Below are 22,251 nucleotides of genomic sequence, written 5' to 3' on the forward strand. Positions count from 1 at the left end.
AGCACAGCGAGCGTCTCGAAACCAGAGCGTACGCACGGTTTCGAGACGGCGCTGGCGCGCCTCCTCAACCCGCCGATGGGGTCGTCCTCCACAGACCGAACAACGAGGCCACCTTCGCCCAATCGCCCGAAACCCCTCGGTCCGGTCGTCGCATGCGGACAGACTTCGGATCCATGGCCCACATGTATGACCTCCGCTGCCGCGACAACAGTTTCTACGTCGGCAGCACGCGGAATCTCGAACGACGCCTCGAGGAGCATGCACTCGGTGCCGTGCCGTCGTATACGTCGTCCCGGCTCCCAGTCGAATTGGTCTACGCCGAGGAGTACGACCGTATCGACGACGCCTACGCCCGCGAGAAGCAGGTACAGGGCTGGAGCAGACGCAAGCGCGAGGCGCTCATGGCGGGCGAGTTCGATCAGCTGCCCCGGCTGAGCAGTCGGGCGCGCGAGCGCGAGACCCCGTGATATGCGCGATCGGGTTTCGAGACGGTCGCTCCGCTCCCTCCTCAATTCACCCTTCTCAGGCAGCCTTGACGAACTGGACGACTCGCCGTACTCTTCCATCATTCAGAATTACGATTCCGAATGTCGGAATCGACAGATCGAGAGGAGCGAAGATGCACCACCACAGCCAGGAGCCGTCGAGCGTCGCACGCCCCGACGCTTTCACCGCCTCCATCGTGATCGACCCCGATATCCACATGCCGCCGCCCACCGGCCGGCACAGCCTGGTCGTGCGCCTGCTCCACCGTGTGCCGGGACTCCGATGGCTGGCATCCTGATGCAGGTGTTATCCGCTGTACGGAATCACCATTTCGAATAGCAAGAACTTCCTGCCGCCGACGCAGTATCATCGAGATGACTGCCGGAGGCAGGCGCGGTGCGAGGTGGGGCCATCGGGGCCCCGGTGCCGCAGGTGTCGATGTCGACGCCGAACCTGAGGAGATCCGATGCACGACCTCGTCGTCACCGTCAACGGGCGCTCCCGCCCAATGCAGGGCGCCACGGCCCACACCACCGCGCTCGACTGGCTCCGGGATTCCGGACTCACCGGAAGCAAGGAAGGCTGCGCCGAAGGCGAGTGCGGCGCCTGCGCGATGCTCGTCGCGACCCCCGGCGAACAGGGCGGCACGGAGTGGACCGCGGTCAACGCCTGCCTCGTACCGGTCGCCGCGCTGAATGGCCAGGAGGTCGTGACCGCCGAGGGCCTCGGCTCCCCCGACGCGCTCCATCCCGTGCAGGAGAAGCTCGCCGAGGCGGGCGGCTCGCAGTGCGGGTACTGCACGCCCGGATTCGCGTGCAGCATGGCCGGCGAGTACTACCGCGCCGACCGAGTTCCCTCAGGCGAGCACGCTGCGACCGACGAGCACGATGAGGGATGCTCCGTGCACGACCCCGAGCACGGACCGAACGGCTTCGACCTGCACGCGCTCAGCGGCAACCTGTGCCGTTGCACCGGGTACCGCCCGATCCGCGACGCCGCATACACGCTCGGCACGCCGGCCGACGACGACGAGCTCGCCGCCCGCCGCTCACGCCCGGCTCCGACGCCGGTGCCGACCGACTTCGAGGCCGACGGCGGACGGTTCGTCCGCCCGGCGAACCTCGACGACACGCTGCGCCTGATCCGCGACGAGCCGTCCGCGGTCCTCGTCGCCGGGTCGACCGACCTCGGCGTGGAGGTCAACATCCGCGGCCGCCGTGCGCCGCTCGTCGTCGCGATCGAGCAGCTCGACGAGCTCCGCACGCTCGCGATCGGCGACGACGTGATCGAGATCGGTGCAGCGCTCTCGCTCTCCGAGATCGAGCGCCGGCTCGCCGGGCGCATCCCGCTGCTCGCCCAGCTCCTCCCCCAGTTCGCTTCGCGACTCATCCGCAACCGGGGCACGATCGGCGGCAACCTCGGCACCGGCTCGCCGATCGGCGACACCCCGCCCGCGCTCCTCGCGCTCGGCGCACGACTCGTGCTCGCCTCGTCCGACGGCGAACGCGAGGTCGAGCTCGCCGACTACTTCACCGGGTACCGCCAGACCGTGCGGCGCCCCGATGAACTCATCCGCGCGATCCGCATCCCGCTGCCGCTCGCACGAATCACCGCCTTCCACAAGATCGCGAAGCGCCGCTTCGACGACATCTCGAGCGTCGCGCTCGGTTTCGCCCTCGACGTGGAAGACGGCATCGTGACGAGCGCCCGCATCGGGCTCGGCGGAGTCGCCGCCACTCCTCTGCGCGCAACCGCGACCGAGGCCGCCCTCACCGGCAAGCCGTGGAACGTCGCCACCGTGCGCGCCGCCTCGTCGGTGCTGCGGGGCGAGGGCACCCCGATGAGCGACCACCGCGCTTCGAGCGAGTACCGATCGCTCATGCTCGGCAACGCCCTGTTGAAGCTCTACAGCCAGACCGTCATCGAATCGAAGGAGGTGTCGGCATGAGCTCGCTCGCCGATCGCCCCGCCAACGCCGTCGTCGGGTTCCCGGCCGCGCACGAGAGCGCTGCGCTGCACGTCACGGGTGCCGCGATGTACACCGACGACCTCGCCGCCGAGACCGCCGGAGTGCTCACCGCCTGGCCCGTGCAGTCCACGAACGCGCACGCCCGAGTCACGATCGACGTCTCCCCCGCCTATGAGGTGCCCGGGGTCGTGCGCGTGCTCACGGCCGACGACGTGCCCGGCATCAACGACGCCGGCATCAAGCACGACGAGCCGCTCTTCCCGAGCGAGGCGATGTTCACCGGGCACGCGCTCGTCTGGGTGCTCGGCGAGACGCAGGAGGCCGCGCGCCTCGGCGCCGCCGCCGTCGAGGTCGCCTACGAGCCGCTCCCCTCATATGTCACCGTGCGCGACGCGATCGCAGCCGAGTCGTTCCAGGGCATCGCCCGAACGGTCGCCCGCGGCGACGCGGCCGCCGCGATGGCCTCGGCGCCCCGCGTGTTCGAGGGCGTCACCGAGTTCGGGGGCCAGGAGCACTTCTACCTCGAGACCCACGCCTCGCTCGCGCTCCGCGACTCCGAGGGTCAGTACTTCGTGCAGTGCTCGACGCAGCACCCCTCCGAGACGCAGGAGATCGTCGCGCACGTGCTCGGCATCTCGTCGAGCGAGGTGACCGTGCAGTCGCTCCGCATGGGCGGCGCGTTCGGCGGAAAGGAGATGCAGCCGCACGGGTTCGCCGCGATCGCGGCGCTCGGTGCGAAGCTCACGGGACGCCCCGTGCGACTCCGCCTGAACCGCACGCAGGACATCACGATGACCGGCAAGCGCCACCCCTTCCACATCAGTTGGAAGGCGGGGTTCAGCGAAGACGGCCTGATCCAGGCGCTCGAGGCGACGCTGACCGCCGACGGCGGCTGGAGCATCGACCTCTCCGAGCCGGTGCTCGGGCGTGCGCTCTGCCACCTCGACAACGCCTACTGGATTCCGAACGTGCACGCCGACGGCCGGATCGCGAAGACGAACAAGACCTCGCAGACCGCATTCCGCGGCTTCGGCGGCCCGCAGGGCGTGTTCCTCATCGAGGACATCCTGGGCCGGGTCGCCCCTGAGCTCGGCATCGACCCGACGATCATCCGAGAGCGCAACTTCTACCGGCCCGGCCAGTCGACGCCGTACGGCCAGCTCGTGAAGGACGCCCAGAGAACGCCCCTCATCTGGAACCAGTTGAAGGACGAGAGCGACTTCGACGCCCGCCAGCTCGAGATCGCCGAGTTCAACCGCACGCACGCCGACACCAAGCGCGGGCTCGCGATCACTCCGGTGAAGTTCGGCATCTCGTTCAACTTCGCCGCGTTCAACCAGGCCGGTGCGCTCGTGCATGTCTACAAGGACGGCTCGGTGCTCATCAACCACGGCGGCACCGAGATGGGCCAGGGCCTGCACACGAAGATGCTGCAGGTGGCCGCGACCGCACTCGGCCTCGAACTGCGCCAGGTGCGCCTCGCACCCACCCGCACCGACAAGGTGCCCAACACCTCCGCGACGGCGGCGAGCTCGGGCGCCGACCTCAACGGCGGCGCCGTCAAGAACGCCTGCGAGCAGATCCGCGAGCGGATGGCGAAGGTCGCCGGGCGCCTGCTCGGCGTCGACGAGCGCGACGTTCGGTTCGAGGGCGGCTTCGTCACCGGTCTCGGCAACCGCGACGGGCGGCTGAGCTTCGCGGAGGTCGCGAACGCCGCCTACCTGCAGCGGGTGCAGCTGTGGGCGGCGGGCTACTACCGCACCGAAGGCCTGCACTGGAACCCCGACCTCATGCAGGGTTCGCCCTTCAAGTACTTCGCGTACGGCGCCGCCGCGACCGAGGTCGAGGTCGACGGCTTCACCGGCGCCTACCGCGTGCGTCGGGTCGACATCGTGCACGACGTCGGCGACTCCCTCTCGCCGATGCTCGACATCGGTCAGATCGAAGGCGCCTACGTGCAGGGCGTCGGTTGGCTGACCCTCGAAGAACTCCGCTGGGACGAATCGGACGGCCCGAACCGCGGGCGCCTTCAGACTCAGTCGGCCTCGACGTACAAGCTGCCGAGCTTCTCGGAGATGCCCGAGGAGTTCAACGTGCGCCTCTGCGAGAACGCCCGCGAAGACGGGGCGGTGTACGGCTCGAAGGCCGTCGGCGAGCCGCCGTTCATGCTCGCGTTCAGCGCCCGCGAGGCGCTCCGCGTCGCGGTCGGCGCCTTCGGCCAGGGCCGGCGGGCCGTCGAGCTCGGCTCGCCGGCGACGCCCGAGGCCGTCTTCTGGGCGATCGAAGCGGTACGGGCCGAGGCATCGATCGATGCGGATGCCGCGGAGCAGGGCCGCACGGCAGCCGAAGCCGCGGCGGGCAGCCTGCCCGCACTCGCCGGCGCAGAGGCCTGAGCGGGGCCGCACGATGGACTGGCTCGACGCACTGCGACGGCTCCGCGAATCGCGGACGCCTGCGGTGATCGTCACACTCGCGATCGTGCGCGGCCACGCGCCGCGCAACGGCGGCGCGAAGATGGTCGTCGCCCCCGACCGCGTCTTCGGCACGGTCGGAGGCGGCAACCTCGAGGCGACGGCGATCGGTCGCGCCCGCGAGCTGCTCGTATCGGGCTCGGTCGAACCCGAACTGCTCGCGCTGAAGCTCAGCGACAAGGCCACGACCGAGTACGGCGTGCAGTGCTGCGGAGGAGAGGTCACCCTCATGCTCGAACCCGTCCGGGTCGTCCCCTCGGTCGCGATCTTCGGGATGGGGCACGTCGGGCTCGAGCTCGCACGCGTCCTCGCCCGGCAGGAGCTCGAACTGCACCTCGTCGACTCGCGCGCCGAGATGCTTTCGGCCGAGCGGATCGGCGAACCCGGGGTCTCAGGAGTGCTCGCCGACGCCGTCGCCGAGGTGCGCGTGCATCACGAGCCCGTTCCCGAGGCCGGCCTCGCCCTGCTGCCGCCGGGTGCTCACGTGCTCATCATGACGCACGACCACGTCGAAGACCTCGCGGTCACCGACACCGCGCTCAGGCGCGACGACCTGGGCTCCGTCGGGCTCATCGGCTCACGGTCGAAGTGGGCGCGGTTCCGCACCAAGCTCGGCGAGCTCGGGCACGACGACGACGATCTCGCCAGGGTGACGACGCCGATCGGCGTGCCCGAGGTCGCCGGCAAGGCGCCCGCGACGATCGCGGTGAGCGTGGCCGCGCGCATCCTGCAGCTGATCGAGGAGGCGCAGTCGGCCGAGGTCGACGCCGCCGACACGGGCGGAGCCGACGCATCGGCGCCGGCCGCCGGCCCAGCGGAATGAACTCACCAGAACGCTCGGTCATCGTCACCGGAGCGGGCACGGGCATCGGGCGGGCGACGGCGCGCGCGCTGCTCGCTGCAGGCTTCGGCGTCACGCTCGCGGGGCGCCGATCCGGCCCGCTCGAGGAGGCGGCTTCGATGCACGAGCGCGACTCGAGGCATCCCGCCGCACTCGTCGTCGCCTGCGACGTGACCGACGCCGCGCAGGTCGACGCACTCGTGGCGGCGCACGCCCGGCGCTTCGGTCGTCTCGACGTGCTCGTGAACAACGCGGGCGTGTCCGGCCCGTCCGCCGACGTCGGCGAACTGCGCCCCGACGACTGGGCGGAGGTCGTCGCCGTCAATCTCACCGGCGCGGTGCTCTGCGCCGGCGCCGCATTCCGACAGATGGCGGCTCAGCGACCGAGCGGCGGACGCATCATCGACAACGGCTCGATCGCCGCGCAGTCGCCTCGCCCGAAATCGGTCGCCTACACCACCACCAAGCACGCGATCGCCGGGCTCACGAAGTCGATCGAGCTCGACGGGCGACCGTACGGCATCAGTGCGACGCAGCTCGACGTCGGCAACGCCCGCACCGAACTGCTCGACGGATTCGTCGGAGAGGGTGCGCTCCCGGCCGACGGACGCCGCGTCGTCGAACCGACCATGGACGTCGGCGTCGTCGCGGACCTCATCGTGATGCTCGCCGGGCTTCCTGCTGAGGCGAGCGTGCCCCAACTCACGGCGACCGCCGCCGGCATGCCCTTCATCGGACGCGGCTGAGCGACGCCGGCGATCAGCTGTCCCCGCTGGCCCCGGCGTGCCCGGAGCCAGCGGCCGTCGCCCGTGACCCGTCGCCCTCGCACGTCGCACGTCGCACGTCGCACGTCGCACGTCGCACGTCGCACGTCGCACGTCGCACGTCGCACGTCGCACGTCGCACGGAGGATCACTCCCAGCACCGTGTGGTCATGTGGTCATGTGGTCGCACAAGGCGTGGTCATGCGGTCGCCCGTCGCGGCCGGGATCCCCGTCGAGAACGACCCGGCAGAGGTGGCAGCGCTTTCCGCCGCTCCGGCTCCTCGGCCCCCGGAATCAGGCGGAGGGCGCTGAACTGCGCCGCAGCAGCGCGAGGGGCAGCGTCGCGAGCGAGATCGCGGCCGCCACCAGGAAGGCGGCGCTGAACGAACTGCCCGTCGCGATCATGCCGACGACGACCGCTCCGATGCCGCTGCCGGCGTCGAAGCCGATGTTCCAGACGGCGCTCGCGAAGACCGACTGGTTCGGCGGCACGACGGCGAACGCCTCGCCCATGGTGAGGTTCTGGAGGGCGCCGTAGCTCAACCCGACCAGCGCGAGCCCGACGAGCAGCGGTGCGGTCGAGGCATCCATCGCCGGAGCACCGGCAGCATCGTCGGCTCCCCCACCGACGCCGGTCACCGCCCACGCGACGAGCGCGAGCCCGGTCATCGTCGCCACGATGAACGGCCACAGCAGCCGGTGCGTGCCGAAGCGGTCGGCCATTCCACCGACCAGCCAACGGGAGAGCGCCGCCATCGCGGTGAACAACGCGAGCCCGACGGTGACGGTCACGGCGTCGCCTGTGAGCTGCGGGGTGAACGTGATGAGCGCACCTCCAGCGAGCGTCACGCCGAGGAGGATCCCGACCGGTGCGATCAACCTGCGAAGCGCGGCCGCCCGTCCCACGTGGTGCACGTGCCCGGCCTCGGCGGCGGCAGCGGCCTGCTCCGTATGCCGGGCGTGCAGGCGCCGCGCGAGCCGGATCGCGGGCACGATGCCGACGAGCGGCAGCGCCCCGGCGAGGAAGACCCACTGATATCCGAACGTCTCGGCGACCCACGGCGCCAGTGGCAGCAGCACGAGCTGCGGCCCGGCGATCGCGAGCCCGAAGGCACCGATCGCCCGCCCACGTCGGGCGGGCTCGACGAGGTCGGCGACCGCACCCGATCCGGCGACGGTGAGCACCGCGAAGCCCGCACCGCGCACCGCGGCGACCGCGAGCACGGGGCCGAGCTCGTTCGAGACGAGATGCACGAGCGACGGTGCACCGAGGAGGACGAGGCCCGCCACGAGCACCGGGCCCCAGCCGAGACGGCGCAGCGCCGCCGGCACGAAGGTCTGGAACAGCACCGTGCACAGCATGAAGACGCCGGTCACGAGTCCCGCGCCTGCGGCGTCGGCACCGCCTGTCACCGCCCACTGCGGCGCCACGGGAAGCAGCACGGCATAGCCCGAGAAGCCCGCCGCGATCATCGTGAGCAGTGCCGGCATGCCGGGTGCGCGCCAGACCGAGTCCGTCACGTGCATTCCTCCTCCTCGTGTCGGCCGTATCGGCGGCCGTTCGCCGCGACCCGCGTACCCGCGACGCCGCGACGCCGCGACGCGGCCTGCCCCGGGCCGCACGAGGTGCGGGCCGGGGCAGGCCGTCGACGCGGTGCCTTCTGCTCCTAGCCTGCCAGCAAGCCCTCGATCGGTCCGCGCACGAAGTACAGTGCGAAGCCCGCGGCGACCACCCACATCAGCCAGTGGACCTTGCGTCCCCGGCCGGATGCGGCGTTGATCAGCGCCCAGGAGATGAAGCCGACGCCGATGCCGTTCGCGATCGAGTACGTCAGCGGCATCGTCACGATCGTGAGGAACGCCGGCAGTGCCACCGCGAAGTTGGAGAACTTGATCTCCTTGATCTGGCCCATCATCATGGCGCCGACGACGACGAGCGCGGCCGATCCGACCTCGATCGGCACCACGAGGGTGAGCGGCGTCAGGAACATGGAGAGGAGGAACAGCACGCCGACCACGATCGAGGCGAGGCCCGTGCGGGCCCCCTCGCCGATGCCCGATGCGCTGTCGACGTACACCGTGTTGGACGAGGTCGACGTCGCGCCACCGGCGATGGCGCCGGCACCCTCGACGATGAAGGCGGCACGCAGGCGCGGGAAGGTCCCGTCCTTGTGGGCGAGTCCGGCGTTCTTCGCGAGACCCGTCATCGTGCCCATCGCGTCGAAGAAGTTCGAGAACACGAGGGTGAAGACGAGCATCGTCGCGCTCAGCGCACCGATGCGGCCGAAGGCGCCGAAGACGTCGAACTGGCCGACGAGCCCGAAGTCGGGAACGGTGAACAGGGCGGTCGGCAGCTCGGGGATCGTCATGTGCCAGCCGTTCGGGTCCTCGAACGAGGGGCCGAGCTTCAGCAGCGCCTGGGCGATGATCGCGATGATGGTCGTCACGACGATGCCGATCAGGATGCCACCGGGCACGCGTCGCGCGACGAGGATGCCGATCAGCACGAGGCCGAGCAGGAAGATCAGCGTCGGCACCGACGTGATCGACCCGGCATCGCCGAGCTGCACCGGCGGGCCGCCGGGGGTGCGGTTGACGAACCCCGAGTCGACGAAGCCGATGAACGCGATGAACAGGCCGATGCCGACCGTGATCGCCGCCTTCAGCGCCTGCGGCACGGCCCTGAAGATCGCCGTGCGGGCGCCGGTCGCTCCGAGCAGCACGATGATGATGCCGTTGATCACGACGAGGCCCATCGCCTCGGGCCACGTCACCTGCCCGACGACCGAGACCGCGAGGAAGGAGTTGATGCCGAGGCCGGCGGCGATCGCGAACGGCAGCCGGGCGAAGAGGCCGAAGAGGATCGTCATGAGCCCCGCGGTGAGCCCAGTCGCCGCACCGATCTGCGCCTGCTCGAGCGCATTGCCCGCGACGTCGTCGGTGCCGCCCAGGATGAGGGGGTTGAGGATCACGATGTACGCCATCGTGACGAAGGTGACGATGCCACCCCGGATCTCGCGGCCGATCGTCGAGCCCCGGCGGGTGATCTCGAAGAAGCGGTCGAACGCGTTCTTGGGTTCGGCGTCGACCGTCGTCGTGGCGCCGGTCGGCAGCGGGTTCGGGATGCTCGCGACCGCGAAGGTGTCGGCGGGCTGTTCGGGCAGCGCCTCGGCCGGCTGGCCCTGGCCGCGGGTACTGGTGTCCTGCGTCATGTCGCTGCTCCGCTCAGTACTCGGTGCGGGTGGCGGTGTGCTGCCACTCGGTGAACGGGGCCACGCGCAGGTCGGCGGGCAGTTCGATGTCGGAGACCGGCATGATCGCGCGGTCGGAGGCGTCTCCCTCGAAGTAGCGGTAGAAGACGGCGTCGTCGAAGCCGGCGTCGGCCGCGTCGTCGCGGTTCGCCGCGAAGTAGACGCGGTCGATGCGCGCCCACAGCGACGAGGCGAGGCACATCGGGCACGGCTCGCAACTCGTGTAGAGCGTGGCGCCCGAGAGGTCGAAGCTCCCGGTGCCCTGGCAGGCGGCGCGGATCGCGGAGACCTCGGCGTGCGCGGTCGGGTCGAGGTTGGCGGTGACGCGGTTCACCCCCTCGAAGACACGGCCGTCGGCGGTGACGACGATCGCGCCGAACGGGCCGCCCGCGTTGCGGACGTTCTCGGTCGCGATGCCGACGGCTCGAGCGAGGTAGTCAGCCGGAGTGGGGATCGATGCGACCTCGGCGGGCTGGGTGTTGGTGGGCTGGGTGGTGCTGGCGGGCTGGCCGTCGGTAGCCGTGACGGTTGAGAGTCCGAGCGAATCCATGAGAGGGCTTCCTTGCTGTTCATCGCCGGCGCGGTGGACTTCCCCGGGGTACCGGGTGGATCTCCGTTGATCCGACTCATGGGCGGCCGAGCGGTGGGCAGGGTTGCTGCGTCGGCCGAGTTCGAAGGTACCAGCCACCGGGTCAACCGTCCAGACGTTTTTGGAATTGTGATTCCGATTTGCGGAAAGATGACTTGTATCTCCGCAGATGCGGAAGTATTGTCCTCACCATGACGCGCTATCGGATCAGTGAGGCGGCGGAACTCGTCGGCGTGAGCGACGACACCGTCCGCCGATGGGTGAACGACGGCCTGATGGCCGTCTCGAAGGATGCGTCGGGGCGCCAGGTCGTGCCGGGAGAGCAGCTCGCCGCCCGGGCCCAGGCGATGGCCGCAGCGGGCGACGACCGCTCGCGCGTGCGGCGCAGCGCGCGCAACCGATTCGTCGGCCTGGTCACCCGCGTCGAGATCGAGGGCCTGGTGGCGCAGGTCGAGTTGCAGTGCGGGCCGCATCGCGTCGTCTCGCTCATGTCGGCCGAGGCGGCCCGTGAGCTTCGACTCGAGGTCGGTTCGCGCGGCGTCGCGATCGTGAAGGCCACCATGGTGGTCGTCGAGACCGAGCAGGAGCCCGCGTGAGCCGCGGCACGGCGGCGACCCGGAGCGCGCTCGGCGCCCTCGCCCTCGTCGCCCTGCTCGCCGGGTGCGCCGCCCCGTCTCCCGGCGAGACCGACGCCCGCTCCGAGTCGACCGCCGGAGCCGGCGCCTCGGCCGCGGGACTCGACGGCACGCTCACCGTGTTCGCCGCGGCCTCGCTCGGTGGCGCCTTCGACGAGCTCGCCACGCGCTTCGAAGCGCGCCACCCCTCACTCGACGTGCTGCCGATCACCTACGACGGCTCCTCGGTGCTCGCGACCCAACTGATCGAGGGCGCCCGCGCCGACGTGTTCGCCTCGGCCGACGAGAAGAACCTCGAGCGTGTGGCCGACGAAGGACTCACCTCAGGCGACCCCGAGGTCTTCGCCACCAACGTGCTCGAGATCGCGGTGGAGCCGGGCAACCCGCTGGGCATCGACGGGCTCGCCGACCTCGCCGACGCAGGCGGAACCGCGCCGCTCGTCGTCGTCTGCGCACCCGAAGTCCCCTGCGGCGCCGCGGCGACCGAACTGCTCGAGAACGCCGGGGTCGAGCTCGCTCCGGCCAGCGAGGAGCAGAACGTCACCGCCGTGCTCACGAAGGTGCGAACGGGCGAGGCCGACGCGGGGCTGGTGTACGTGACCGACATCGCCGCCGCGGCCGGAGAGGTCGAAGGCATCGCGATCGACGGCGCGTCGACCGCGGTGAACCGATACCCGATCGCCGCGCTCGCCGGTGCGCCGAATCCTGAGGCGGCCGCCGCGTTCACCCGGTTCGTCTCCTCCCCCGAGGGCGCCGCGATACTCGCGTCGTTCGGCTTCGGCGCGCCGTGACCGCGGCTCCGGCGCTCGTCGCGACGGCGAGGGAGGCGGGTGCCTCGCGGCGGGCGAGCCGGGTTCCTGGCCTGCTCATCGTGCCCGCCGCGCTCGGCGTCGCAGTGCTCTCGCTGCCCGTCGTCGCCCTGCTGCTGCGCCTCGACTGGCGCGCGGTGCCCTCCGCCATCGCGTCCCCCGCCGCCCTCGAGGCGCTCTCGCTCTCGCTCTCGACCGCGGGCATCGCCACGATCTGCTGCCTCGCGCTCGGCGTCCCGCTCGCGCTGCTGATCTCCCGAGCCTCGCGACTCACGGCATCGCTGCTGCGCACCCTGGTCACGCTCCCGCTCGTGCTGCCGCCCCTCGTCGGCGGCATCGCGCTGCTCGCCCTGCTGGGGCGCACCGGCCTGTTCGGCGAGAGCCTCGCACTCGTCGGGCTGCGCGTGCCCTTCACGACCACGGCCGTCGTGATCGCCCAGGTCTTCGTGGCGCTGCCGTTCCTCGTCATCTCGGTGGAGGGCTCCCTCCGCGCGGTCGGCACCCGCTACGAGGCCGTCGCAGCAGGACTCGGCGCCGGGCCGTTCACCGTGTTCCGCCGGGTGACGCTCCCGCTCGTCGCCCCGGGCGTGCTCGCCGGCACCGTGCTCTGCTTCGCCCGAGCGCTCGGCGAGTTCGGGGCGACGGCCCTCTTCGCCGGGAACACGGCAGGGGTCACCCGCACCATGCCGCTCGCGATCTACACGGCGTTCAACGGCGCCGGCGTCAGTGAAGACATCGCGATCGCGCTCTCGCTCATGCTGATCGCCGTCGCGGTCGCGGTGCTCCTGATCATGCGCAGCTGGCGAGAGGATGCTCCGCGGTGAGCGCCGACCCCGAATCCGGAGCGCTCGTGGCCGAGCTCACGACCGCACGCGGCACGTTCCATCTCTCGGCGTCGCTGCGGGTCGACCGCGGAGAGCTGCTCGCGGTGCTGGGGCCGAACGGCTCGGGCAAGTCGACGCTGCTCGCAGTGCTCGCGGGCCACGTCGCCCCCGACGAGGGGATCGTGCGACTCGGCGAGCGCGAACTCGCCCGTCGTATCGCGGGCGAGCGCGCATCGATCGACGTGCCGATCGAGCAGCGACGCATCGGATTGCTCGGTCAGGAGCCGCTGCTCTTCCGCCACCTGAGCGCGCTCGAGAACGTCGCCTTCGGACCGCGGGCCCTGGGGCGACGAGCTGCTGCCGCCCGCGCCGACGCGGCGCGGTGGCTCGACCGGGTGGGGGCGGGCGAGTTCGCGGCGCGGAAGCCCGCCCAGCTGTCGGGCGGTCAGCAGCAGCGCGTGGCGATCGCCCGCACCCTCGCGGCGGGCCCCGAACTGCTGCTCCTCGATGAGCCGTTCGCCGCGCTCGACGTGCCGACCGCGGCGGCGATGCGCCGGCTCATCGGCGAGTTGTGCGCCGAGACGGCGACCCCGACCGTGCTCGTCACCCACGACCCGCTCGACGCGATCGTGCTGGCGCGACGCGCGGCGATCCTGCACGAGGGCCGCATCGTGCAGCTGGGGCCGGTCGGCGAGGTGCTCGGCCACCCCGCGACCTCCTTCGTCGCGGCGCTCGCGGGGGTGAACCTCGCGGTCGGCACCGCGACGACGACGGGTGGCGTCGCGGTGAGCGGAGCCGACGGATCCCCGCTCGTGCTCGCCCCCGCCGGTCTGGTGGAGGGGCGTCGTGCGACCGCCGGGCGCGCCGCACCCGGCAGCCCGGTCTCGGCGGTGTTCAGCCCGGCCGCGGTGCACGTCGCACCGTTCGCGGGCGACGGGCACGAGGCATCCGACGAGGCAGTGCCGAACCGCTGGATCGGCACCGTCTCGCTGCTGCAGCCCGCGCCCGGCGGAGTGCGACTCACCACCCTCGAGCACCCCGAGCTCGCGGTCGATCTGCCCGGCGCGGCCGCGGTGGCACTCGATCTTCGCCCGGGCTCGCGATTCGCCTTCACCGTCTCGGCGTCGGAGATCTCGGTGCGCGAACACGGCTGAGGCGGTGTTACGGTGGCATCCACGAACAGGGGGTGACCCGATGACGAACACGATCGTTCCGGTTTCGGCGCCCCGCGCCGCGACACCCGGAGCAACGCTCGGCGTGCGCCGACTGCCCTCGACGGGGCTCGCCGACGGCGCCCTCGCCGACCGGTTCGACCGCCCCATGCGGGATCTCCGCATCTCGATCACCGATCGCTGCAACTTCCGCTGCGTGTACTGCATGCCGAAGGCGGTCTTCGGCCGCGACTACGCGTTCCTCGACCGCGACGAGCTGCTGAGCTTCGAGGAGATCACCCGCATCGCGCGGATCGCGGCGGCGCACGGCGTCGAGAAGCTGCGGCTGACCGGCGGCGAGCCGCTGCTGCGACGCGGGGTCGATGAACTCGTGGCGATGCTCGCCGAGCTGCGCACGCCCGACGGCCGGCCGCTCGAGATCGCCCTCACGACCAACGGCTCCGCCCTGGCGGTGAAGGCCGCCTCGCTCAAGCAGGCCGGCCTCATCCGCGTCACGGTCTCGCTCGACTCGCTCGACGACGAGCGGTTCCAGGCGATGAACGACGTCCGGTTCCCGGTGTCTCGGGTGCTCGACGGCATCGACGCGGCCCACGACGCCGGTCTCGGCCCGATCAAGCTCAACATGGTCGTCAAGCGCGGTCTCAACGACGACGAGATCGTGCCGATGGCCAGGCATTTCAGGGGAACTCCGTACACCCTGCGGTTCATCGAGTACATGGATGTCGGCACCTCGAACGGCTGGTCGCTCGACGAGGTCGTGCCGTCGGCCGAGATCGTCGAGCGCATCTCGGCGGACATGCCGCTCGAACCCCTCGGCGCGACCGCCCCCGGCGAGACCGCGACCCGCTGGCGCTACACCGACGGCGGCGGCGAGATCGGGCTCATCTCGAGCGTGACGAACGCCTTCTGCGGCACCTGCAACCGCGCCCGCATCTCGACCGAGGGCAAGCTCTTCACCTGCCTGTTCGCCGACGAGGGGCACGACCTGCGGGCACTGCTGCGCGGCGGCATCGACGACGAAGGGCTCTCTCGAGCCATGGCGGGCATCTGGGGTGCGCGCGACGACCGGTACAGCGAGATCCGCTCGACGCTCACGCCCGAGCTGCGCGCGGCGCGCGCGAAGATCGAGATGAGCTACATCGGCGGGTAGCCGAGCCGGTTTGATCAGAGCCCGACCCACTCCGAGACGCCGTCGGCGAAGTGCTGCCGCTTCCAGATCGGCACCTCCTGCTTGATGAGCTCGACGAGGCGCTCGCACGCATCGAAGGCCTGCGCCCGGTGGCCGGCCCCCGCGGCGGCGAAGAGGGCGACATCGCCGATTCGAAGGTCGCCGACCCGGTGCGCCGCGGCGACGGCGAAGCCGGTCTCCTCAGCGATGCGTCGCACGCAGTCGGCGAGGAATCGCTCGGCCTCGGGGTGCGCCCGGTAGTCGAGCGCACGCACGCCCCGGCCCCCGTCGTGATCGCGGACGACCCCGCAGAACATGACGACGGCGCCGCTCGCGTCGGACTCGACGGCTCGCCGCACGGCGGCCTCGTCGAGGGGCTGCTCGGAGACGACGGCGTACGGTTCGATCACCACGCGATCCTAACTCCCGGCCGCCGGGGCGGGCGGCCTCGACCGCTGCGGTCGACGACCGGCTGCGTCGCCTTCACCGGATGACCAGCTCGCCCGCGACCCCCGCGACGCCCGCGAACCGCTCGATGCCGCCGTCGAGCGAGACCACGTCTGGGTGGCCTCGCCGTCGCAGTTCGCGCGCGGCCCGCAGCGAGCGCATGCCGACCTCGCAGTAGACGACGATCGGGGCGTCTCCGGGCGGCGGCTCGGCGCCGTCGAGCAGTTCGGCGAGCGGCAGCAGCGTGCTTCCGCCGATGCGGCGCATCGCCGCCTCGGCGGGCTCGCGCACGTCGATGAGGCGCAGCGGCTCGGTTCGGCGAATGCGCTGGAGGAGGTCGGCCGCCGAGATGGGGGCGACGGCGTGCGTGCCGGCTGCGCCGGCACCGGGCTCGCTCGCGGGGGCGATGCCGCAGAAGACCTCGTAGTCGACGAGGTTCGTGATCTCGTCAGCGTCGGCGATCACCGCGTACGGGATCTCGCGGGTGCGGGCGGCGAGCGCGTCGTAGCTCAGCACGCGGCCGAGCAGCGGCTCGCCGATGCCCGTCACGAGTTTCACGACCTCGGTCGACATGAGGGCGCCGATCGCGAGGCAGAGGCTCGGCAGCACTCCGCCCAGCTCGCACGAGGGCACCTCGCCGGGCGCGGGCGCGATGGGGAACAGGTCGCGGTAGCCGGGGCCGTGCCCGCGCCACCCCACACCGAGCTGGCCGTGGTAGCGCAGGATCGCACCCCAGACGAGCGGCTTGCCGGCGAGGTGCGCGGCGTCGTTCGTCAGGTATCGGGTCGGGAAGTTGTCGCTGCCGTCGACGATGAGATCGTACTGCTCGAGGAGGGCGGGAAGGTTCACCCCGGTGATCCGCTCGGTGTGCTGCACGACGCGGCACTCGGGGTCGATCGCGGCGACGGTGTCGGCGAGCGAGGCCACCTTCTGTCGACCGAGGTCGGCGACGCCGTGGCTCAACTGACGCGGGAGGTTGCTGAGCTCGACCGTGTCGAAGTCGGCGACGCCGATCGTGCCGATGCCGGAGCCCGCGAGGGCGGGCACCACCGCGCTGCCGAGACCGCCGGCACCGATGACGAGCACGCGCGCCGCCTGCAGCCGCCGTTGGGCGAGCTCGCCGAAGCCGGGCAGCATCAGCTGTCGGCTGAACCGGGCGAGCCGGGCAGGCGTGAGCATCGGCCCGGGTTGCACGAGCGGCGCGGTCATGCGGTAAGTGTACCCGCGAGGTTTCCGCGTGATGGATGCCGCGTTCCGAGACTCCGGTAGCATCATCCGCATGACGCTCGTGACCGTGCGATATTTCGCCGCCGCCGCCGAGGCCTCGGGCCTCGAGGAGGAGCGCCTCGAGCTGCCCGACGGCACGACGATCGGCGCTCTGCACGAACTGCTCTCCGCACGCTACGGCACGGCCATGGATCGGGTGCTGAAGAGCGGCTCGTTCCTCGTCGACGGTACGGTCAGGCGCGACCCCGCCCACCCGGTCGGCGGCGCCGTCGACATCCTGCCGCCGTTCGCCGGCGGCTGAGCCGCGGCGCCGGCACGGCGCCGCGGGGCGTGACCCTGCTCCGCTACTCGGCTCCTGACCCGCCGCCCGGCCGAGCGTCGCGGAGCATGCCCGCGACGACGAGCGCGAACGCCCCGACGATGACGAGGAGCCACAGCCCGAGCGCGTACGAGTTGGTCTCCGCGTTGTAGGTGGCCCCCATCACGAGCGGCGGGAAGTACCCGCCGAGACCACCGGCTGCGGCCACGACGCCGGTCACCGCGCCGACCTTGTCCTTCGGGGTCGACGGGCCGACCCAGGCGAACACCGCGCCCATGCCGAGGCCCATCGCCGCCGCCATGGCGATGAAGGTGACCCCCGTGAGCACGCCTTCGGGCGGCTGCTGCCCGACGACGTAGGCGAGCGAGACGATGCCCGCGAGCGAGATGAGAGAGATGATCTTCGGCCCCACCCGGTCGGAGAGCGCGCCGCCGATCGGCCTCGCGACCACCGCCGCCGCCGCGAAGAGCGCCGTGCGCGTGCCCGCGCCGACCGGATCGACGTCGTCGGGGTAGATCGTCGTGAGGTACTTCGGCAGGAAGGTCGAGAACGCGACGAATCCGCCGAAGACGATCGCGTAGAGGAACGACATCTCCCAGGTGATGGGGAGCTTCAGCGCGCCCATGACCTTCGGCACCAGGGGCTGCCGACTCGGCTCCCACACGGGCGAGTCGCGCAGGAACACCCAGACCAGCACCGCCATGCCCACCATGATCCCCGCGATCAGGAGGTGCGTCGGGAGGTAGCCGATCCATTCGGCCAGGCGCGGCGTGAAGAACGCCGAGACGGCCGTGCCGATCATGCCCATGCCGAAGACGCCGGTCGCGAAACCGCGACGTGCCGGTTCGTACCAGGCGCTCGAGAAGGGAACGCCGACCGCGAAGATCGTGCCGGCGACGCCGAGGTAGAAGCCCGCGCCGATCAGCAACGGGAAGCTCTTGATCTCGCCGGCGAGCGCGACCAACAGCACCGCGGGTACCGAGAGCAGCAGCACCGCGGCGAACATCGTGCGGCCGCCGAATCGGTCGGTGAGCGCACCGACGAGGATGCGGCCGAGCGCGCCGACGAGCACGGGGGTCGCGAGCATGAGCGAGATCTGCCCCTCGTCGAGACCGAGCTCATCGGCGTAGGTCTTCTGCAATGGGGCGATGACCATCCACGCCCAGAACCCGACCGTCGAGGCGAGGGTCGCGAGCAGCACCTGCCCGAACTGCCCCCGCAGCTTCATTCCCTCAGATTGCGTCGACGATGCGGTCATGCTGCCCCTCCAGCCGAGTGGAAACCCGTGACACTTCCTGACGCAGACAGTACCGGGCGGCCGCCCGGTGCGCACGCGCCGGGCACCGGTGATTCACCTACGGTGACGCGCTGACCCGTCGGGGGTTCCTTCCCATTCGCCCGTCCACGCACCACAATGTCGGGTAGGACGTGTCGGATCGCGGCCTCGGCCGCATCGACGCACCAGCCGAGACGAGGAGGCTTCGATGAGCCGAACGCCCCGACCTGCGAGCGAGCCGGCCACCGACGGCCCGCTCGCCGAATCCCTCCTCAAGTTCGGCCGGTTCCTGAGACCCGGCGAGTTCTCTCCCGACCTCCGCACGGTCACCCTCGAGGGCGGCCGGCAGGGCGACGTCTTCTATCGCGACCGCTGGTCGCACGACAAGGTCGTGCGTTCGACGCACGGCGTGAACTGCACGGGGTCGTGTTCGTGGAAGGTGTACGTCAAGGACGGCATCATCACCTGGGAGACGCAGGAGACCGACTACCCCTCGGTCGGGCCCGACTCCCCCGAGTACGAACCCCGCGGCTGCCCGCGCGGCGCCGCGTTCAGCTGGTACACCTACTCGCCGACCCGGGTGCGCTACCCCTACCTGCGCGGCGTGCTGCTCGAGCACTACCGAGCCGCGAAAGAGCGCGTCGGCGGCGACCCCGTGCTCGCGTGGGAGGCGCTCGTCACCGACCCCGTGGCATCCCGGGCGTACAAGCGGGCCCGCGGCAAGGGCGGACTGGTGCGCGCGAGCTGGGACGAGACGCTCGAGATCGTCGCGGCCGCCCACGTGCACACGATCAAGGCGCACGGGCCCGACCGGGTCGCCGGTTTCTCGCCGATCCCGGCGATGTCGATGGTCTCGCACGGCGTCGGCGCCCGCTTCATCAACCTCATCGGCGGCACGATGCAGTCGTTCTACGACTGGTACGCCGACCTCCCGGTCGCGAGCCCGCAGGTCTTCGGCGACCAGACCGACGTGCCCGAGTCGGCCGACTGGTGGAACTCGACGTACCTCATGATGTGGGGCTCGAACGTGCCGGTCACCCGAACGCCCGATGCGCACTTCATGACCGAGGCCCGCTACCGCGGCCAGAAGGTCGTCACCGTCTCGCCCGACTACGCCGACAACACGAAGTTCGCCGACGAGTGGCTCTCGCCGCACCCGGGCACCGATGCGGCGCTCGCGATGGCGATGGGGCACGTGATCCTCAGCGAGTTCCTCGTCGAGCGGCGGGTGCCGCGGTTCGAGCACTACCTGAAGACCTTTTCGGATGCCCCGTACCTGGTGTCGCTCGATGAGCGCGTGAGCGGCGACGGCGCCGGCACGTACGTTCCGGGCAAGTTCTTGACGGCCGCCGACTTGGGCGGCGATGAGGCCGCCGTCGACAACGCCGCGTTCAAGACGGTGCTGATGAGTCGGGACGGCTCGGTCGTGGTGCCGAACGGCGCGCTCGGCCACCGCTTCGGCCCGGCCGACGAGGGCCGGTGGAACCTCGACCTCGAGGGCGTCGACCCGCAGCTCTCGCTTCGCGACGGCGCCACCTGGAGCGGCGAGGTCGCCGAACTCGAACTGCCGCGCTTCGACGTCGCCCCCGAGGCGGGCGCCGAGCACGAGGGCGGCAGCGGCACGGTGCACCGCGGGGTGCCGGTCGCACGCGTCGGCGGCCGGCTCGTCACGACGGTCTTCGACCTGCTGCTCGCCCAGTACGGCGTCGCGCGCGAGGGTCTGCCGGGCGACTGGCCGACGAGCTATGCGGATGCCTCGACGCCGGGCACGCCCGCATGGCAGGAGGAGATCACCGGCGTCCCCGCCGAGCAGGCCGAACGCATCGGCCGCGAGTTCGCCGACAACGCCGAACGCTCGGGCGGGCGCTCGATGATACTCATGGGCGCAGGTACGAACCACTGGTTCCACTCCGACACGATCTACCGGACCTTCCTCGCGCTCACGACGATGACCGGCTGCCAGGGCGTCAACGGCGGCGGCTGGGCGCACTACGTCGGGCAGGAGAAGGTGCGACCGGTCACCGGCTACACCCAGTACGGCACTGCGAGCGACTGGTCGCGCCCGGGCCGGGCGATGATCGGCACGGCCTTCTGGTACCTCGCGACCGACCAGTGGCGCTACGACGGGCTGCCCGCAGACCAGCTGGCCTCACCGCTCGCCGAGGGGCTGTTCGCCGGCCGCACCACGGCCGACTGTCTCGTCGAGTCGGCGAAGCGCGGCTGGATGCCGAGCTACCCGACCTTCGACCGCAACCCGCTCGACCTCGTCGACGACGCCCGAGCCGCGGGCAAGGAGCCCACCGAGTACGTGATCGACTCCCTGGGCGACGGCTCGCTGCGCTACGCCTGCGAAGACCCCGACTCGCCCGAGAACTTCCCCCGCGTGCTGAACGTCTGGCGCGCGAACATCCTCGGCTCCTCGGGCAAGGGCAACGAGTACTTCCTGAAGCACCTGCTCGGCACCGACTCGGCGGTCCGCGCTGCCGAGGCACCGCCCGAACGCCGACCCGAGTCGATCGAGTGGCACGACGACGCGCCCGAGGGCAAGCTCGACCTCCTCGTCACCGCCGACTTCCGGATGACCTCGACAACGTTGTTCTCCGACGTCGTGCTGCCGGCGGCCACCTGGTACGAGAAGCACGACCTGTCGTCGACCGACATGCACCCGTTCGTGCACTCGTTCAATCCGGCGATCGCCCCGCCGTGGCAGACGAAGACCGACTTCGAGATCTTCCACCTCATCGCGAAGCGGTTCTCCGAGTACGCGCGCACGCACCTCGGCACCCGCAGCGATCTCGTCGCGGCCCCCCTCATGCACGACACCCCCGACGCGATGGCGACCCCGCACGGCACCGTCGAAGACGGGCTGCCCCTCGTACCCGGCGTCACGATGCCGAAGCTCGTCGTCGTCGAGCGCGACTACACGGCGATCGCCGACAAGCTCGCGACGCTCGGGCCGCTCGCGGTCACGGCCGGCATGGTGACGAAGGGCATCGTGTTCGACCCGACGCCCGAGGTCGCCGAGCTCGGGCGGTTGAACGGCGTCGCCGCGACGGGTGCGGGCGCCGGGCAGCCGCTGCTCGACACCGATGTGAAGGTGTGCGAGGCGATCCTCGCCCTCTCGGGCACGACGAACGGGCGCCTCTCGGTGCAGGGCTTCCGCCAGCTCGAGCAGCGCACCGGGCAGCGCATCGCGCAACTGGCCGAAGACCACGAGGGGGGCCGGATCCGCTTCGCCGACGTGCAGTCGCGGCCGGTCTCGGTGATCACGAGCCCCGAATGGTCGGGCTCCGAGCACGGCGGCCGCCGCTACACGGCCTTCGCGATCAACGTCGAGCACCTGAAGCCGTGGCACACCCTCACCGGCCGACAGCACTTCTTCCTCGACCACGACTGGATGCGGGAGCTCGGCGAGAACCTGCCGATCTACCGGCCGCCGCTCGACCTCGCCAGGCTCTTCGGCGATTCGCCGGCCGTCGGCTCGACCGCGCCGAGCGGCGACCCCGCGGCATCCGGGCATGCCGAAGTCGCGGTGCGCTACCTGACGCCGCACTCGAAGTGGTCGATCCACTCCGAGTACCAGGACAACCTGTTCATGCTCTCGCTCTCGCGCGGCGGACCGACGATCTGGATGTCGACACAGGACGCCCAGAAGATCGGCGTGCGCGACAACGAGTGGATCGAGTCGTACAACCGCAACGGCGTCGTCGTCGCCCGCGCGATCGTGTCGCACCGAATGCCCGAGGGCACCGTGTACATGTACCACGCGAAGGACCGCACGGTCGACGTGCCCCGCACCGAGACCAGCGGGCAGCGCGGCGGCATCCACAACTCGCTCACCCGGGTGCTGCTGAAACCGAGCCACCTGATCGGCGGCTACGCGCAGCTCTCGTTCGCGTTCAACTACCTGGGGCCGACCGGCAACCAGCGGGACGAGGTCACCGTGATCCGCCGTCGTGGTCAGGAGGTCGAGTACTGATGAACAGGCAGGGTCGAACAGGGG

19 protein-coding genes are annotated in these 22,251 nt (G+C 71.0%); 13 read left to right on the plus strand and 6 right to left on the minus strand.

The window, feature by feature from the left end:
• Positions 1–173 precede the first annotated feature (173 nt).
• The 6 genes from H516_RS0113750 to H516_RS0113775 all read left to right on the plus strand — a co-directional run bounded on the left by H516_RS0113750 (position 174) and on the right by H516_RS0113775 (position 6,513).
• A complete protein-coding gene (locus H516_RS0113750) occupies positions 174–467 on the plus strand; it encodes a GIY-YIG nuclease family protein (RefSeq protein WP_026378787.1) in 294 nt (97 codons plus the stop codon).
• Between the two features lie 152 nt (positions 468–619).
• Complete coding sequence (locus H516_RS22235) at positions 620–784, plus strand: hypothetical protein (protein WP_022890293.1); 165 nt, start codon at positions 620–622, stop codon at positions 782–784.
• A 168-nt stretch (positions 785–952) separates the two neighbouring features.
• Complete coding sequence (locus H516_RS0113760; RefSeq protein ID WP_022890294.1) at positions 953–2,434, plus strand: xanthine dehydrogenase small subunit; 1,482 nt, start codon at positions 953–955, stop codon at positions 2,432–2,434.
• Positions 2,431–4,848 carry a xanthine dehydrogenase molybdopterin binding subunit gene (gene xdhB / locus H516_RS20200; RefSeq protein WP_022890295.1) on the plus strand — a complete coding sequence of 806 codons (2,418 nt, stop codon included), beginning with the start codon at positions 2,431–2,433 and terminating at the stop codon, positions 4,846–4,848. Before H516_RS0113760 ends, xdhB begins: the two co-directional genes overlap by 4 nt.
• Positions 4,849–4,861: 13 nt before the next feature.
• Positions 4,862–5,749, plus strand: coding sequence for a xanthine dehydrogenase accessory protein XdhC (xdhC, locus tag H516_RS20205; RefSeq protein WP_022890296.1), 888 nt, complete (start codon positions 4,862–4,864; stop codon positions 5,747–5,749).
• Complete coding sequence (locus tag H516_RS0113775; protein ID WP_022890297.1) at positions 5,746–6,513, plus strand: SDR family oxidoreductase; 768 nt, start codon at positions 5,746–5,748, stop codon at positions 6,511–6,513. Before xdhC ends, H516_RS0113775 begins: the two co-directional genes overlap by 4 nt.
• A gap of 312 nt (positions 6,514–6,825) precedes the next feature.
• Here the strand turns inward: H516_RS0113775 and H516_RS0113790 are convergent, their stop codons facing one another.
• The 3 genes from H516_RS0113790 to H516_RS0113800 all read right to left on the minus strand — a co-directional run bounded on the left by H516_RS0113790 (position 6,826) and on the right by H516_RS0113800 (position 10,332).
• Complete coding sequence (locus H516_RS0113790; RefSeq protein ID WP_022890298.1) at positions 6,826–8,058, minus strand: MFS transporter; 1,233 nt, start codon at positions 8,056–8,058, stop codon at positions 6,826–6,828.
• Positions 8,059–8,198: 140 nt separating this feature from the next.
• The gene (locus H516_RS20215; RefSeq protein WP_022890299.1) at positions 8,199–9,743 is read right to left on the minus strand and encodes an NCS2 family permease; all 1,545 of its coding nucleotides are present in this window, start codon (positions 9,741–9,743) and stop codon (positions 8,199–8,201) included.
• Positions 9,744–9,756: 13 nt separating this feature from the next.
• Positions 9,757–10,332 (minus strand): nucleoside deaminase, encoded by a 576-nt coding sequence (locus tag H516_RS0113800; RefSeq protein WP_022890300.1) that lies wholly within the window; start codon positions 10,330–10,332, stop codon positions 9,757–9,759.
• A 230-nt stretch (positions 10,333–10,562) separates the two neighbouring features.
• On the opposite strand from H516_RS0113800, the gene H516_RS0113805 reads away from it, so the two are divergent.
• From H516_RS0113805 to moaA, 5 genes are read left to right on the plus strand one after another with little or no spacing between them, the layout of a single operon-like run.
• Positions 10,563–10,967: a TOBE domain-containing protein gene (locus tag H516_RS0113805; RefSeq protein WP_022890301.1), complete on the plus strand. Its 405-nt coding sequence runs from the start codon at positions 10,563–10,565 to the stop codon at positions 10,965–10,967.
• On the plus strand, positions 10,964–11,797 hold the full coding sequence (gene modA / locus H516_RS0113810; protein WP_022890302.1) for a molybdate ABC transporter substrate-binding protein: 834 nt from the start codon (positions 10,964–10,966) through the stop codon (positions 11,795–11,797). Before H516_RS0113805 ends, modA begins: the two co-directional genes overlap by 4 nt.
• Positions 11,794–12,639, plus strand: coding sequence for an ABC transporter permease (locus tag H516_RS0113815; protein ID WP_026378790.1), 846 nt, complete (start codon positions 11,794–11,796; stop codon positions 12,637–12,639). The genes modA and H516_RS0113815 overlap by 4 nt, the downstream gene beginning before the upstream one ends.
• Positions 12,636–13,793: a sulfate/molybdate ABC transporter ATP-binding protein gene (locus H516_RS0113820; protein WP_026378791.1), complete on the plus strand. Its 1,158-nt coding sequence runs from the start codon at positions 12,636–12,638 to the stop codon at positions 13,791–13,793. Before H516_RS0113815 ends, H516_RS0113820 begins: the two co-directional genes overlap by 4 nt.
• A gap of 40 nt (positions 13,794–13,833) precedes the next feature.
• A complete protein-coding gene (gene moaA, locus H516_RS0113825) occupies positions 13,834–14,961 on the plus strand; it encodes a GTP 3',8-cyclase MoaA (protein WP_022890303.1) in 1,128 nt (375 codons plus the stop codon).
• A gap of 14 nt (positions 14,962–14,975) precedes the next feature.
• Here the strand turns inward: moaA and H516_RS0113830 are convergent, their stop codons facing one another.
• Positions 14,976–15,389: a molybdenum cofactor biosynthesis protein MoaE gene (locus tag H516_RS0113830; RefSeq protein ID WP_026378792.1), complete on the minus strand. Its 414-nt coding sequence runs from the start codon at positions 15,387–15,389 to the stop codon at positions 14,976–14,978.
• Positions 15,390–15,462: 73 nt separating this feature from the next.
• Positions 15,463–16,635, minus strand: a complete 1,173-nt coding sequence (locus tag H516_RS20220; protein WP_022890305.1) for a ThiF family adenylyltransferase — start codon at positions 16,633–16,635, stop codon at positions 15,463–15,465.
• Between the two features lie 70 nt (positions 16,636–16,705).
• On the opposite strand from H516_RS20220, the gene H516_RS0113840 reads away from it, so the two are divergent.
• Positions 16,706–16,954: a MoaD/ThiS family protein gene (locus H516_RS0113840; protein ID WP_026378793.1), complete on the plus strand. Its 249-nt coding sequence runs from the start codon at positions 16,706–16,708 to the stop codon at positions 16,952–16,954.
• Positions 16,955–16,997: 43 nt separating this feature from the next.
• On the opposite strand, the gene H516_RS20225 is transcribed toward H516_RS0113840, so the two are convergent.
• Positions 16,998–18,230, minus strand: coding sequence for a nitrate/nitrite transporter (locus H516_RS20225; protein WP_084620714.1), 1,233 nt, complete (start codon positions 18,228–18,230; stop codon positions 16,998–17,000).
• A 226-nt stretch (positions 18,231–18,456) separates the two neighbouring features.
• Here H516_RS20225 and H516_RS0113850 point away from each other — a divergent pair, with 226 nt between their 5' ends.
• Entirely contained in the window at positions 18,457–22,227 is a 3,771-nt protein-coding gene (locus H516_RS0113850) for a nitrate reductase subunit alpha (protein ID WP_022890307.1), read from the plus strand.
• The last annotated feature ends 24 nt before the right edge of the window (positions 22,228–22,251 follow it).

Source organism: Agromyces italicus DSM 16388 (assembly GCF_000421545.1).
GTDB classification, from domain to species: Bacteria; Actinomycetota; Actinomycetes; order Actinomycetales; family Microbacteriaceae; genus Agromyces; species Agromyces italicus.